Genomic DNA, 14,711 nt, shown 5'->3' with positions numbered 1-14,711 from the left:
CCCCCGACCCGCGGCCCCAGGCCGCGCGCGGGGGCGTTTTCACGTCCGGCCATCGCGCATCGTCCAGATCATTCGCCTTCAATTGATTTGAACTGAAATATTATTAGGAGATATGATTTGCCTTGGTATTGCCCGGGCGACTCATGACTCGTTTTCTTCTTGCGACGTGGACGGCGGTATGGCTGGCAGGCATCGCGCCTTCGGCGGGAGCGGCCGACGCTGGCGCCACTCCCGGGGCCGCGGCCCAGCCCGACAGCCTGCAGCGCGCCGTCCAGGCCGGCCGGTTGCGCATCGGCTATGCGAACGAGGCGCCGTTCGCCTACATGGACAGCCGGGCGGGCCGATTGACGGGCGAAGCCCCGGAAATCGCCCGTGTGATCCTGGGGCGGCTGGGCATAGGCGAGGTCGAAGGCGTGCTGACCGAGTTCGGCGCGCTGATCCCGGGCCTCCTGGCCGGCCGTTTTGACATGATCGCCGCCGGCATGTACGTGCTGCCCGACCGGTGCCGCCAGATCGCCTTCTCCAATCCCACCTACGGCGTGGGCGACGGGTTCCTCCAGCGTACGGACAATCCGCGCCGATTGCATGGCTATGCCGACGTGGCCGCCGACCCCGGCGCCCGCGTGGGCGTGGTGGTCGGGGCGGTGCAGAACGACTACGCCGCGCGCGCGGGCGTGCCGCCGTCGCAGGTCGTGGTGTTTCCCGACGTGGTCAGCGCGGTCGAGGGCGTGGTGGCGGGGCGGGCGGACGTCTATGCCGCGACGGCGCTGACTTTGAACTACGTGCTGACCAAGGTGCCGGACTGGCAGATCGACAAGGTGGCCCGGTTCGTCCAGCCTATCGAGAACGGCGAAGCGGTGCGCGGGTACGGCGCGTTCGGCTTCCGCCAGGGGGACGTGGCGCTGCGCGAAGCCTTCGACCGCGAGCTGGCGCATTTCATCGGGACGCCCGAGCACCAGCGCCTGGTCGAGCCTTTCGGCTTCACCGCGAACGAACTGCCGGGCGACGCGACGTCGGCGCAGCTGTGCGGGCAGTCTCCCGCCGCCGCGCCCGCCCCGGCCTCCGATCCGTCATGACTGACCTTCCCGAGCTGTTGCCGCCCTTGCTGCGCGGCCTGTGGGTCACCTTGCAGCTCACCGCGGGCGCGGCGGCGCTGGCCATCCCGGCGGCGCTGCTGTCCGGCCTGGGGCGCATGTCGCGGCGGCCCTACCTGTCGTGGCCCGCGGCCTGCTACGTGGAGGTGTTCCGCGGAACGTCCGCGCTGGTGCAGCTTTTCTGGGTCTACTACGTGCTGCCTCTGCTGGGCCTGCGGCTGCCGGCGGTCTGGGCGGGCATCCTGGTGCTGGGCCTGCATACCGGGGCCTACGGAGCCGAGATCGTGCGCGGCGCGATCGCCAACGTGCCCAAGGGGCAGGCCGAGGCCGCGGTGGCGCTGAACATGACGCCGACGGCCACGCTGTGGCGCATCCTGGTGCCGCAGGCCGTGCCGCTGATGCTGCCGCCGGCCGGCAACCTCCTGATCGAACTGCTCAAGAACACCGCCCTGGTGTCGCTGATCACCATCACCGACCTGACCTTCAGCGCGCAACTGCTGCGCAGCGAGACTTTCCGCACCGTGGAGGTGTTCAGCATCGCGCTGCTCATGTATTTCGCCGCCGCCCAGGTCCTGAACGGCGGCATGCGGCTGCTGGAGCGGCGTGCGGCCCGCCACCGGGGGCGGACATGAGCGCGGCCGCCAGCCAGCCGCTGTTCGACTGGGGCTATGCCCGCGCCGTGCTGCCCACCTTGCTGGACGGCCTGGCGATCACCGTGCAGGCCACGCTGCTGGGCATGGTGCTGGCCGTGACGCTGGGGCTGGTGCTGGCGCTGATGCGAAGGGCGCCGCTGCGGCCGCTGGCCTGGGGCGCGGCGCTGGTCATCGAGTTCGTGCGCAGCACGCCGCTGCTGATGCAACTGTTCTTCCTGTTCTACGTGCTGCCGGTCACGGGCGTGCAGTTCTCGCCGCTGGCCACCGGCGTACTGGGACTAGGCGTGCACTACGCCGCCTACTGCGCCGAGGTGTACCGGGCCGGCCTGGAAAGCGTGCCGCGCGGGCAGTCGGACGCGGCGCTGGCGCTCAATCTCGGTCGCTGGCGGACGCTGCGGGACGTCATCCTGCCGCAGGCGATCCCGCCCATCGTGCCGGCGCTGGGAAACTACTTCGTCGCCATGTTCAAGGATACGCCGCTGCTGTCGGCCATCACCGTGGTGGAACTGCTCCAGGCCAGCAAGATCGCCGGTTCGGCCACGTTCCGCTATACCGAGCCGCTCACGCTGGTGGGGCTGATCTTCCTGGCGCTGAGCCTGGCCGCGGCCTGGGGAGTGAGGCGCGTGGGAGCCAGGCTGCGCTGAGCCGGACGACGACATGAAGGAGGACGCATGAGCGCCAGTGTCACGCTGGAGAATGTCTGCAAGCGCTACGGCGAGGTCGAGGTGCTGCGGGGCCTGGACCTGCACATTCCGGCCGGCCAGACGGTCGCGCTGATCGGTCCGTCGGGGTCCGGCAAGTCGACGCTGCTGCGCCTGCTGATGACGCTGGAGCGGCCCGATGCCGGCCGCATCCTGATCGATGGCGAATCCATGTGGACCGAACGGCGGGGCAGCCGGGAAGTCCCGGCCCGGCCGGCGCATCTGCGCAGGGTGCGGGGACGGATAGGCATGGTGTTCCAGCACTTCAACCTGTTCCCCCATATGACGGCATTGCGCAATGTGGCCGAGGCGCCCAGGCACGTGCTGGGGCTGGGCCGGGACGAGGCCGAGCAGCGGGCGCGCGAATACCTGGATATGGTGGGGCTGGGAGACAAGCTGGATCGGTATCCCGCCAATCTTTCCGGCGGCCAGAAGCAACGGGTCGGCATTGCCCGCGCGCTGGCCATGCGGCCGGAAGTCATGCTGTTCGACGAGGTGACCTCGGCGCTGGACCCGGAACTGGTGGGCGGCGTGCTGGAGATCATGCGGGAGCTGTCGGCGCGGCGCACCATGACGATGATCGTCGTGACGCACCAGATGAAGTTCGCCGAGCGCAGCTCGGACCGCACCCTGTTCTTCGACGGCGGCCGCATCGTCGAGGACGGACCGTCCGCCCAGGTCTTCGGTCATCCGGCCCGCGCGCGCACGCGCCAGTTCCTGGAAGCCGTCATCGAGGCCTGAGGCGGCCGTCCTGGTCGCGGCAACGAGGGTAGACTATTAGGAGCCCGGCGCCATCCACGCGCGCCGGATCTTCATCAGTCGGGAATCGTTAGCCGCCATGCGCTGCCTGGTCATCGAAGACGAAGTCGATACTTCGCGCTATATCTGCAACGGTCTGAAGGAGGCCGGCCACGAGGTGGCGGCCTGCCGCGACAGCGCCGACGGGCTCAATCGCGCCATGACCGAGGCCTGGGACGTCATCATCCTGGACCGCATGCTGCCCAACGACGTGGACGGCCTGTCCATCCTGACCACGCTGCGAGGCATAGGCAAGACGACGCCCGTGCTGATCCTGAGCGCGCTGGCGGGGCTGGACGAGCGGGTCAGGGGGCTGCGCGGCGGCTGCGACGACTACCTCACCAAGCCGTTCGCGTTCTCCGAGCTGGCGGCGCGGGTCGAGGCCCTGTACCGCAGGGCCCGTGCCCGCGACGATGTGCGCGAACTGCGCATCGCCAATCTCCGGGCCGACCTGACCAAGCGCACCGTCGAGCGCGACGGCAAGACCATCACGCTGCAGCCGCGCGAGTTCCGCCTGCTGGTCTACCTGCTGTTGAACCAGGAACAGGTCGTGACCCGCACCATGCTGCTCGAGGCGGTCTGGGACTATCGCTTCGATCCGCAGACCAACGTGATCGATGTGCAGATCAGCCGCCTGCGCAACAAGATCGACAACGGCTTCGCGCCTCCCCTGATCCATACGGTGCGCGGGGTGGGGTACATGATCTCGGCGGCGCCGCGTTGAGCACGGCCTACGACGATTATCCCGGCCGCCAGACCGGGCCGCTGGCCTTCGTCCGGCGCCTGTGGCAGTCGGTCGCGTTCCGGCTCGCGCTGGGCTATGGCGTGTCGGTGGTGCTGTTCATGATGGTGCTGCTGTCGGTGCTGTACGTGCAGACCATCGGCGTGCTGCAGAATCGCATCGACCGGCAACTGGTGTCGGCCAGCCACCGGATGGTCAGCCATTTCGAGGCCTACGGGCCCGAGCGGCTGGCCGACGACATCACCGAGACCCTGACCGACGGCGTCAACTCCGATACCGAGGTCTACCTGCTGGCCACAGCGGCGGGCAAGAAAATGGCGGGCAACATCGCCGTTTCCCGCGACCTGCTCAAGCCCACCTTCGGGATCGTCGAAAAGCAGGTGCTGCGGGACGGGCGCATCTCCTACAGCCGGTTCCGCACGGAACTGCTGGCCGACGGGTCCGTCCTGCTGGTCGGCCGCGACATGCGCGACCAGAAGGACCTCGAGCAACTGGTCGGCAACGCGCTGATGGCGGCGGCGGTGGTCTCGGTGCTGCTGGCCATCATCGGCGCCATCGTGTTCCGCGACCAGCTCGAGAGCCGGGTCGGCGCGATCCGCCGCACCGCCGCCCAGATCGAGGCCGGCGACCTGACGCAGCGCATCCCGGTTTCCGGCAAGGACGACGAGTTCGCGCGCCTGAGCCACGACATCAACCTGATGCTGGACCGGATCGAGATCCTGATGGACGGCGTGCGGCACGTCTCCAACACCATCGCCCACAATCTGCGCACGCCGCTGTCGCGGATCCGCGCCAAGCTGGAAGTGGCCAGCCGTCCGGGCACGGACCCGGCGCAGGTGGCGCAGGCCACGACCTTCGCCATCCGCGAGATCGAGGAACTCACCATCGTCTTCGACAAGCTGCTGCAGATCGCCGAGGCGGAGTCGGGCGCTCGGCGCCAGGCTTTCCAACCGGTATCGCTGAACGACATCGTGGCCGACGTGGTGGAACTGTACGAGCCGGTGGCCGAGGAAAAGGGCGTGGAGCTGCGCGTGCGCATGGACGAAGACGTCATGGCGGCGGGCGACAAGGACCTGCTGGCCAGCGCCGTGGCCAACCTGCTGGACAACGCGATCAAATACGCCGGCAGCCCCGCCCGCGTCACGGTCAGCACGCAGCGAGAAAGCGACACGGTGTCGCTGGTGGTGCAGGACAACGGGCCCGGCATCCAGGCCATCGAGCGCTCCAAGGTCGGGACCCGGTTCTTCCGGCTCAACCGCCGCGTACCGGGCTACGGCCTGGGCCTGGCCAGCGTGACGGCCATCGCCAGCCTCCACAACGCTTCGTTGGACCTGGACGACGCCGGCCCCGGCCTGGTGGCCCGTATCACGCTGCCCAGGCTGGGAAAAATGACAAAACGGTAATGTTTCGGCCATGCTTTCCCTTTCAGCCGGTCGCTAACATCACGCGATCCGGATCAGGAGTGCCTCGCGCCGTGGGACGCGTCGACGACCGATCCGAGCCGTAAAATCGTCAAAGGTCGCTCATGCCGCGTTTTGCCCATTTTGTCGTCGTCACCTGTCTGCTTGCCCTGGCGGCCTGCTCGGACAAGCAAGAGGCTCCTCCGGCTCCCACCGAAAACGCCGCGCCGCTCGCGCCCGGGCAGGTCCGCGTCAAGCCGGCCTCGCTCAAGTACATGGAAATCCAGGAAATGGGGACCCAGGGCGCGGTGCACGTGGTGTGGGCGCCGGCCCGGGTGGCTTTCCGCGAGGAACAGGTGGCCGAGGTGGTGGCGCCGGCATCCGGCCGCATCCTCCAGGTCCAGGCCCAGGTGGGCGACGTGGTCAAGGCCGGAACGCCGCTGGCGACGCTGTCCAGCCCCGACGCCTCGCGCGTGCGGGCCGACTACGCCAATGCCCAGGTCGAACTGCGGGTGGCCCAGGCCGAGGCCAAGCGCCAGCGCCTGATGATGGAGAAGGGCATCGGCATCGAGGCCGAACTGGTCGTGGCCGAGGCCAAGCTGCAGGAGGCCCAGCACAACGCCGACGTGGCGTCGCGGGCCGCCAGCTTCCTGGGCGGCGGCGGCAGCGACACGCTGCTGCTGCGCGCGCCGCGCGCCGGCGTGGTTATCAACCGCAACACCACGCCCGGCGCGTCGGTGGGACCCGATTCCGGATCGCTGTTCACCGTGGGCGATCCGACCGCGCTGTGGATCAACGCCGACGTCTTCGAAAGCGACCTCAGCACGATCGCCCAGGGGGCGCCGGTGCAGATCGTGGTGGCCTCGCTGGACCGGCCCCTGACGGGCAAGGTGCTGCGCGTGGGCTCGGCCCTGAACGCCCAGACCCGCCGCGGGCAGGTGTTCATCACGCTGGACGACTCCAATCCCAACCTGCGCGCGGGCATGCTGGCCCGGGCCGGCATCCAGAGCCGCGCCGCCGAGGGGTTGTCGGTGCCCGTCACCTCGGTGCTGATCAAGGACGGCCAGCGCTCCATCGTATTCGTCCAGGTCTCGGACAACGTGTTCGAGGCGCGTACCGTGTCGCTGGGCCAACCGTCCAACGGCTACATCCCCGTATTGTCGGGCATCGAGCCGGGCGACAAGGTGGTCACCAAGGGCGGCTTGCTGCTCGACGGCGCCGCCAACCAACTGCTGTAAGGATCCGCCATGCGTTCACTCATTGCGCTGGTGGTCCATCGCCGCCTGGTGGCGCTGACCGCGACGCTGATCGTCGCCATCTACGGCGTCTACGCCTTCCTGAACACCGCCATCGAGGCCTATCCCGACGTCACCAACGTCCAGGTGGGCGTCATCTCGCTCGCCCCCGGCCTGGCGCCGGAAGAGGTCGAGCGGCAGGTGACGTTTCCCCTCGAGCGGGCGCTGAACGGCACGCCCGGGCTGGTGTCGCTGCGGTCCGAGAGCTATTTCGGCCTGTCGATGATCACCATGGTCTTCGACGACAAGACCAAGAGCTTCGACGCGCGGGTGCAGGTCACCCAGCGGCTGCCGTCGGCCGACCTGCCCGACGGCGTGACGCCGGAGATGGCGCCCGACAACACGCCGCTGGGCAAGATCTTCTATTACCGGCTCAACAGCGACCGCCATACGCTGGCCCAGCTGCGCTCCGAGCAGGAATGGACCGTGGCCCGGGTCCTCAAGCAGATCCAGGGCGTGGCCGATGTGGTCAGCATGGGCGGCTTCGTCAAGGAGTTCCACATCGAGGTGGATCCGGCCAAGCTGATGGCGCACAACCTGACGCTGGACCAGGTGGTCGAGGCCGTCTCGAAGTCCAACCAGAACGTGGGCGGCGGGCTGCTGCGCCGCGGCGAGCAATCGCTGATCATCCGCGGCATCGGCCTCTTGCGCACGCCGCGCGACATCGAGACCATCGTGCTGGACGTGCACAACAACACCCCCGTGCGCGTCAAGGACGTGGCCCGCGTGGTGCAGTCCTACACGCCGCGCCAGGGCTCGGTGGGGATGAACGACGAGGACGACATCGTCGAAGGCATCGTGCTGCTCAAGCGCGACGAGAATCCCAGCAAGGTGCTGGACCAGGTCCACGCCAAGGTGGACGACATCAACGCGCACATGCTGCCCACGGGCATGCGCATCGAGCCCAGCTATGACCGCTCGCACCTGGTCGGCCATACGCTGCATACCGTCTATCACAACCTGCTGTTCGGCGCGACGCTGATCGTGGGCGTGCTGTGGCTGTTCCTGCGCAGCCTGCGCGGTTCGCTGATCGTCGCGGTGGTCATCCCGCTGTCGCTGCTGGTGGCGTTCGTCGGCCTGCATTTCCTGGGCATGCCGGCCAACCTCATCTCCATGGGCGCCATCGACTTCGGCATCATCGTCGACGGCGCGGTGGTGCTGACCGAGGCCATCATCCACAAGGCCAGGCTGCGAAAACCCGCCTCGCGCCGCGACATGTTCGAGTTGATCATCGAGGCCGCCATGTCGGTGGCCAAGCCGACGCTGTTCGCGATGGCCATCGTGATCGCGGCCCTGATCCCCGTGTTTTCGCTGGAAAGCATCGAAGGCCGCATCTTCCGCCCGCTGGCCATGACCTACACTTTCGCGCTGGTCGGCGCGCTGGTGTTCGCGCTGACGCTGGTGCCCGCGCTGTGCGCGCTGCTGCTGCGTCCCAAGGACGTGGTGGCGCCCGAGCCGGCGGTGTTCCTGCGCATGCACCATGCCTATTCGGGATGGATCGCGCGCGTGCTGGAAAGCCGCCGCAACCGGCGCAACGTGTTCGCCGTGGCCGTCGTGGCGCTGTTGCTGGCGCTGTACGCGGGTTCGCAACTGGGGACCGAGTTCCTGCCCGAACTGGACGAGGGCGACGCCTACGTGCTGGTGCAGATGCCGCCGTCGATCTCGCTGGAGAAGGGGCAGGAGCTGCTGCGCACCATACGCATGCGGCTCAAGGAGGTGCCCGAGGCGATCTCCGTCACCAGCGAGCAGGGGCGGCCGGAAGACGGCACCGACAACGAGACCATCAACGTCGCCAAGGTGCTGGTGCGCCTGAAGGAACGCGCCCAGTGGCGCAAGGGCCTGACCAAGGACGAACTGGTGGCCCAGATGCGCCAGTCCCTGGCGGACATCCCTGGCGTGCAGTTCAACTTCGCCCAGCCCATCCGCGACAGCGTCGAGGAATCGACCTCGGGCGCGCGCGGCCACGTGGTGCTGAAGGTGTTCGGCAGCGAGATCGAGACCATGCGCGGCATCCTGCAGCAGACCAAGGAGGCCGTCAGCCACATCGATGGCGTGGTCGACCTGGACCTGTACCGCGACGCGCCGGCCCCGCAACTGCACATCGAGTTCAACCGCGACGCGCTGGCGCGCTACGGCATTTCCATGGAAGTGGCCGACACCGCCGTCGAGACCGCGCTGGCGGGCAAGGTGGTCACCACCGCCTGGGAAGGCGAGCGCAGCGTGCCCGTGCGGGTGCGCCTGCCCTACGTGGACCGGATGGACGAGGCACGCATACGCGAGATCCAGGTCTCGGCGCCCGACGGCACCTACGTGCCGCTGCACGCCCTGGCCAGCATCAGCTTCAAGGTGGGCAACTCCTCGATCTTCCGCGAGGGCAACGCCCGCTACATGGCGCTGAAGTTCAACGTCCAGGGGCGCGACATGGGCTCGGTCGTGAAAGAGGCCATCGCCGCCTTCAAGAAGGACGTGAAGATGCCCGAGGGCTACATCGCCCAGTGGGGCGGCCAGTGGGAGAACCAGCAGCGCGCCTCGGCCCGCCTGAAGATCGTCGTGCCGCTGTCGCTGCTGGTGGTGTTCGTCCTGCTCTTCAGCGCGCTGGGCAGCGCGCGCAGCGCGTCCATCATCCTGCTGACCGCGCCGTTCGCCATGATAGGCGGCATCGTCGCGCTGCACCTGACCGGCATCGACCTGTCCATCAGCGCGGCGATCGGCTTCATCGCCCTCTTGGGGCAGGTGGCGCTGGCCGGCCTGCTGGTCCTGAGCGCGGTCGAGAACCTGCGGCGCGAGGGCGTGGCGCTGGTTCCCGCGCTGATCGAGGGGGCCGCCGAGCGCATGCGCTCCATCCTGATGGTGGCGCTGCTGGGCCTGATCGGCCTGTTGCCCATGGCCTTGTCCACCGGCGTGGGCAGCGAGACGCAGCGTCCGTTCGCTTCCGTGGTGGTGGGAGGCATGGCGGTGCTGCCGCTGGTGGCGCTGTTCGTGCTGCCCGTGCTGTATGCCTGGCTGGGACCCAGGCGCATGCTGACCGCCGAGGAGCGCGACGCGGCATCTATGGACAACGAAAATGCGTAAGTATCTAGGTATCCTGCTGGTCGCGCTGTGCCTGCCGGCGGCGCGCGCGGCCGATCTGCCCCCGGCGCTGGGCACCGAAGTGTCGCTGCCCCAGCTGCTGGAACTGGTCAAGACCTCCAGCCCCGCGCTGCAGGCCGAGCGCACGCAGGTGGCGATGGCCGAGGCCGACCTGATGACGGCCCAGACCTTCTCCAACCCCAGCGTGGCCTATACCCACAAGCGGGGCGAGAAGGAAACCACCATCTCGCAGGACATTCCGATCTTCGGCCAGCGCGGCGCCCGCATCGAGAGCGCCAAGAGCGGCGTCGAGGCGGCCCGGGCACAACTGCGGCTGGTCTATGCCCAGGCCCTGCAGGATGCGGCCCGGGACTTCATGTCGCTGCTGGTATCGCAGGAGCGCGAGAAGCGCTGGCTGGACGCCAAGGACGACCTGGAAGGCGCCTTCCGCATCGTGCAAGGCCAGGTCCAGGCGGGGGCGCGCAGCCGCTACGATCTGACCCGGCTCGAGGTGGAACGCGCCTCGCTGGATGCGCAACTGGCCCAGGCCCAGGCCGAGACGCTGCAGGCGTCCGCCCGGGTGGCGGCCAGTGTCGGCGCGCCGGCGTGGCGGCCGCGCGCGGCCGGTTCCATCGTCTCGCACTGGAATGCCCTGAGTTTCGACGCCATCTGGCCGCAGGCGCAGAACCGCCTGCCCGCGGTGCGCGCGGCGCTGGCCCAGCAAGCCTTCGCCGAGAAGCAGCTGGAGGCCGAGCGGCGCCAGGCCTATCCCACGCCCACTTTCATGGTCGGCCGGCTGAACAACAACGAGGGCCGCAGCACCGAGTACGGCGTGTCGGTGGCCATTCCGCTGTTCGACCGCAACCAGGGGCCCATCGCGCGTGCGGCCGCCGAGGCCGACGGCATGCGCCTGCGCAGCCGGGCCATTGTCGTGGCCGCGGAAAGCGAACTGCGCCGCGCCACCGAGCAGCTCAACCGTCGCCAGCAGCTGGCCGACCGCTTCGAGAAGGAAGGCCTGTCCATGATCCCGCGCCTGCGGCAGATGGCGCAGGATTCCTACACGCTGGGCCGGGGCAGCATCCTCGACCTGGTCGATGCGATCCAGGCCGTGGCCGAGAAAAAGAACACCTACCTGGACTTGCTCGAGGCGGTGATGCAGGCCGAGGTGGATGTGCGCATCGCCTCGGGGGAACTGGGGGCCGACCTGCTCGAATGACCCGGAAGCGGCCGCCCGCCGGCCCCCCGGCGGCGTAAACTAGCGGACATGGCCGGCCCCATCGCGGGGGTTTTTTCCGGCCGGTTCTCATTCCGGGGGTTCAAATGAAATCATGGGCATTGCGCGGCTTCCTGCTGGCCGGGCTGGCGCTGGCAACGGCCGCGAAAGCGGACATCACCGTCGGCATCGATCTCGCCACCACCGGCCCGGCGGCGGCGATCGGCATTCCCTCCAAGAACGTGGTCATGATGTGGCCGCCCACGCTGGGCGGCGAGAAGGCCAACTACATCATCCTGGACGACGGGTCCGACCCGACCAACACCGTCACCAACGTGCGCAAGCTCACTTCCGAGCAGCGCATCGACGTCCTGGTCGGCCCCAACACCACGCCGGCCGCGCTGGCGGTGCTGGACGTGATCGCCGAAAGCAGGACGCCCATGGTGGCCCTGGCGGCCAATGCCTCCATCATCGAGCCCCATGCCGACGCCAAGCGCAGATGGGCCTTCAAGATGCCCCAGAACGATTCGCTCATGGCCAGCGCCATCGTCGGACACATGGCCCGCGCCGGGGTGAAGACGGTCGGCTTCATCGGCTTCAACGATTCCTATGGCGAGAGCTGGTGGAACGAGTTTTCGCCGCTGGCGCAGAAGGCCGGCATCAAGGTCGTCGCCAACGAGCGCTACAACCGTACCGATACCTCGGTGACCGGACAGGTGCTCAAGCTGATGGTGGCCAAGCCCGACGCCATCCTGGTGGCCGCCTCGTCCACCCCGGCGCTGCTGCCGCAGAAGACGCTGGTGGACCGCGGCTACCGGGGCAAGCTCTACCAGACCCACGGCATCGCCACGCCCGAGTTCCTGCGCCTGGGCGGCAAGGCGGTGGAAGGCACGCTGTTCCCGACCGGCCCCGGCGTGGTGGCGCACGGCCTGCCGGCCTCGCACCCGGTCAAGAAGGTGGCCACCGAGTTCGTCGACCGCTATGAGGCCAAGTTCGGCGCCGGTTCGGTCACCCAGTTCGCGGGCGACGCCTGGGGAGCCTGGATGCTGCTGGACGATGCGGTGGGACGCGCGCTGAAGAAGGGCGCCAAGCCCGGCACGCCGGAGTTCCGCGCCGCGCTGCGCGACGCGATCGAATCGACCACCAACCTGACCGTACCCAACGGAGTATTGAACATCTCGGCCAGCGACCACCAGGGGTTCGACGAACGCTCGCGCGTCATGGGCGTCGTGCGCGACGGCAAGTTCGCCTACGAGGGCGAAGGCAAGAGCAGGTAAGCACGGTACGGGGCGCCCCAGGGGGGCGCCCTTTTTGTTGTGCAATAAAATTGTCGACAATAATAAAGAAGGCAATTATAGTGGGCCGACATTCACCGGTCCGAGGAGACGGCATGAGCTGGCGGGCGGAAGCGGACGAGATCCGGCGCAGGCGGGAACTGGCGCGGGCATGCGGCGGCGAAACATCGGTGGCGCGCCAGCACGCGGCCGGCAAGCTGACGGTGCGCGAACGCATCGACAAGCTGCTGGACGCCGGGTCGTTCCAGGAGGTCGGGCAACTGGCCGGCCGGGCCGTCTATACGGAGGGCAAGCTGACCGGTTTCGAGCCCGCGCCCTATGTGATGGGACTGGGCCGCATCTCCGACCGGCCCGTGGCGGTGGGGGGCGAGGACTACACCATCCGCGCCGGCACCGGCTTCGGCAGCGACCGCCGCAAGGGCGGGCAGGGCGGCTTCGTCGAGGACCTGGCCTTCCACTACCGCATTCCGCTGGTCAACCTGATCGACGGCACCGGCGGCACCGTCAACACGGTCAAGCGCAAGGGCTACTCGGTCACGCCAGGCTACGGCCAGGACGGCTTCGAGCGTTCGGTGTCGCTGATGGGCATGGTGCCCGTGGTGAGCGCGGTCATGGGAACGGTGGCGGGCGGCCCGGCGGGGCGCGCCATGCTGGCCCACTGGACCGTCATGGTGCGCGACAGCAGCCAGATCTTCGCCGCCGGCCCGCCGGTGGTCGAGCGCGCCTTCGGCGTCAAGCTGCACAAGAACGACCTGGGCGGCGCCAAGATCGCCGCCGACACCGCCGGCACGATCGACAACGTGGCGCCGGACGAGGAAACCTGCCTGGCGCAGATCCGGCGCTTCCTGTCGTACATGCCGCAGAACGCCTGGGAGCTGCCGCCCGTGCTCATGTCGGGCGACCCCGTGGACCGCTGCGAGGACGCGCTGGTGGACATCGTGCCCCGGTCCGAGCGGCAGGCCTACAACATGAAGAAGCTGGTGGGCATGGTCGTTGACCGCGGGTCGGAGTTCGAGATCCAGCCGGGCTTCGGCCGGGCCGTCATCACGATGCTGGCGCGCATGAACGGCAAGGTCGTGGGGGTGGTGGCGAACAACCCCATGTTCGGCGGCATCGTCGACGTGAAGGCGGCGCGCAAGCAGACGCATTTCATCGATCTGTGCGATGCCTTCAACATCCCGCTGATCTTCTTCGTCGACGTGCCCGGTCTCCTGATCGGGGTCGAGTCCGAATCCGAGGCCATCATGCGCTTCGGCATCCAGCAGCGCTACGTGCTGGCGCAGGCCACGGTGCCGATCTACACGGTGCTGGTGCGCAAGTGCTTCGGGGTCGCGGGCGGCAGCGTGATCGACCGCTCGGGGTTGAACTTCAAGATCGCCTGGCCGTCCGCCAGCTGGGGTTCGCTGCCCATCGAAGGGGGCGTCAAGGCGGCCTACCGCGCCGACATCCAGGGCGCCGCGGACCCGGCCGCGCGCGAAGCCGAGATCGAGGCCGAGCTGCGGGCGCTGTCCTCGCCATTCCGCACCGCCGAGGCCTTCGCGGTGGAGGACCTGATCGACCCCCGCGAGACGCGGCCCTACCTGTGCCAGTTCATCGATGCGGCGCAGGGCCGGCTGCGGACCACGCTGGGCCCCAAGCTGCGCGCGGGAGTGCGCCCGTGACACCGGCACGGCCCGCGCCGCCCGACACCAGCCGCGCCGCGGCGTTCCTGCAGGCCTTCGAAGAGGACCGCGGCACGCCCATCGCGTTCTGGTGGGTGTTCGCCGGGCCGTCCAATACGCTGACGCTGCCCGAGCAGATCGCGGCCAGCGTCGGCGACCGCATCATCTCGCATGCCATCGCACCGGGCGAATGGATACGCGAACAGGAGATCGGCCAGCAGTTCGGCGTCAGCCGCAGTCCGGTACGCGAGGCCATGCGCCTGCTGGAGCGCGAGGGCGTGGTGCGCATACACGCCAGGCGGGGCGCCCGCGCGACCTTCCTGGCGCAGAAGGAAATCCAGGACCTGTTCGAGGTGCGCGCCAGCCTGGTGCGCCTGGTCGGGCGCCGTGCCGCCGAGCACCGCCCCGAGCGGCTGCTCGAACTGCTGGAGATCGGTTTCTGCACCCTGGGCGAGACGGCCGACGACCCGGCCACCGCGCGCCGCTACGGCGAGACCGCGGCGCAGATGACCCTGCTGTGCGCGGCGCTGTGCGGCAACGACCGCCTGTTCCCGCTGATCGCCTCGCTGTCCATGCAGATGCTGCGCTACACCAGCCTGGGGCTGCGGTCGTGTGAGCGGCGCCGCCGTTCCCTCGTCCTGTGGCGCGGCGCCATCGATGCCATCCGGCGCGGCGATGCCGACGCCGCCGAACAGTTTTTCGCCAGTCGCCTGGAAGAGAACTGGCGGGAGATCCGCCGTTTGTTGGAGACCGAAGTGCCAGCGTAGAACACATTCCCGTCAGGAGGGAA

Annotated in this window: 12 protein-coding genes; all 12 read left to right on the top strand. The window is 68.7% G+C overall.

Annotated elements, in window-relative coordinates; translation table 11 throughout:
* Positions 1-143: 143 nt before the first annotated feature.
* The 12 genes from ehuB (at position 144) to R4823_RS18925 (ending at position 14,688) form a co-directional block, all read left to right on the top strand.
* A complete protein-coding gene (ehuB, locus tag R4823_RS18980; RefSeq protein ID WP_132979328.1) occupies positions 144-1,076 on the top strand; it encodes an ectoine/hydroxyectoine ABC transporter substrate-binding protein EhuB in 933 nt (310 codons plus the stop codon).
* The gene (ehuC, locus tag R4823_RS18975; protein WP_132979327.1) at positions 1,073-1,726 is read left to right on the top strand and encodes an ectoine/hydroxyectoine ABC transporter permease subunit EhuC; all 654 of its coding nucleotides are present in this window, start codon (positions 1,073-1,075) and stop codon (positions 1,724-1,726) included. The genes ehuB and ehuC overlap by 4 nt, the downstream gene beginning before the upstream one ends.
* The gene (ehuD, locus tag R4823_RS18970) at positions 1,723-2,391 is read left to right on the top strand and encodes an ectoine/hydroxyectoine ABC transporter permease subunit EhuD (protein WP_338615816.1); all 669 of its coding nucleotides are present in this window, start codon (positions 1,723-1,725) and stop codon (positions 2,389-2,391) included. The genes ehuC and ehuD overlap by 4 nt, the downstream gene beginning before the upstream one ends.
* A gap of 27 nt (positions 2,392-2,418) precedes the next feature.
* Entirely contained in the window at positions 2,419-3,189 is a 771-nt protein-coding gene (ehuA, locus tag R4823_RS18965; RefSeq protein WP_132979325.1) for an ectoine/hydroxyectoine ABC transporter ATP-binding protein EhuA, read from the top strand.
* 97 nt (positions 3,190-3,286) lie between these two features.
* Positions 3,287-3,970: a response regulator transcription factor gene (locus R4823_RS18960; protein ID WP_087839619.1), complete on the top strand. Its 684-nt coding sequence runs from the start codon at positions 3,287-3,289 to the stop codon at positions 3,968-3,970.
* A complete protein-coding gene (locus tag R4823_RS18955; protein ID WP_243724431.1) occupies positions 3,967-5,391 on the top strand; it encodes a HAMP domain-containing sensor histidine kinase in 1,425 nt (474 codons plus the stop codon). Before R4823_RS18960 ends, R4823_RS18955 begins: the two co-directional genes overlap by 4 nt.
* A 122-nt stretch (positions 5,392-5,513) precedes the next feature.
* The gene (locus tag R4823_RS18950; protein ID WP_087839618.1) at positions 5,514-6,626 is read left to right on the top strand and encodes an efflux RND transporter periplasmic adaptor subunit; all 1,113 of its coding nucleotides are present in this window, start codon (positions 5,514-5,516) and stop codon (positions 6,624-6,626) included.
* Positions 6,627-6,635: 9 nt separating this feature from the next.
* Positions 6,636-9,755 (top strand): CusA/CzcA family heavy metal efflux RND transporter, encoded by a 3,120-nt coding sequence (locus R4823_RS18945; RefSeq protein WP_087839617.1) that lies wholly within the window; start codon positions 6,636-6,638, stop codon positions 9,753-9,755.
* Positions 9,748-10,968 carry a TolC family protein gene (locus R4823_RS18940; protein WP_087839616.1) on the top strand — a complete coding sequence of 407 codons (1,221 nt, stop codon included), beginning with the start codon at positions 9,748-9,750 and terminating at the stop codon, positions 10,966-10,968. The genes R4823_RS18945 and R4823_RS18940 overlap by 8 nt, the downstream gene beginning before the upstream one ends.
* 104 nt (positions 10,969-11,072) lie before the next feature.
* Positions 11,073-12,242 (top strand): ABC transporter substrate-binding protein, encoded by a 1,170-nt coding sequence (locus tag R4823_RS18935; RefSeq protein ID WP_087839615.1) that lies wholly within the window; start codon positions 11,073-11,075, stop codon positions 12,240-12,242.
* A gap of 113 nt (positions 12,243-12,355) precedes the next feature.
* On the top strand, positions 12,356-13,921 hold the full coding sequence (locus tag R4823_RS18930) for a carboxyl transferase domain-containing protein (RefSeq protein ID WP_087839614.1): 1,566 nt from the start codon (positions 12,356-12,358) through the stop codon (positions 13,919-13,921).
* Entirely contained in the window at positions 13,918-14,688 is a 771-nt protein-coding gene (locus R4823_RS18925) for a GntR family transcriptional regulator (RefSeq protein WP_165963078.1), read from the top strand. The genes R4823_RS18930 and R4823_RS18925 overlap by 4 nt, the downstream gene beginning before the upstream one ends.
* Positions 14,689-14,711: the final 23 nt, after the last annotated feature.

The sequence above is a fragment of the Pigmentiphaga sp. CHJ604 genome (assembly GCF_036972535.1).
Taxonomy (GTDB): Bacteria; Pseudomonadota; Gammaproteobacteria; order Burkholderiales; family Burkholderiaceae_B; genus Pigmentiphaga; species Pigmentiphaga daeguensis.
The sequence above is the reverse complement of the archived record's forward strand: the minus strand, read 5'-3'. Positions and strand labels throughout refer to the sequence as shown.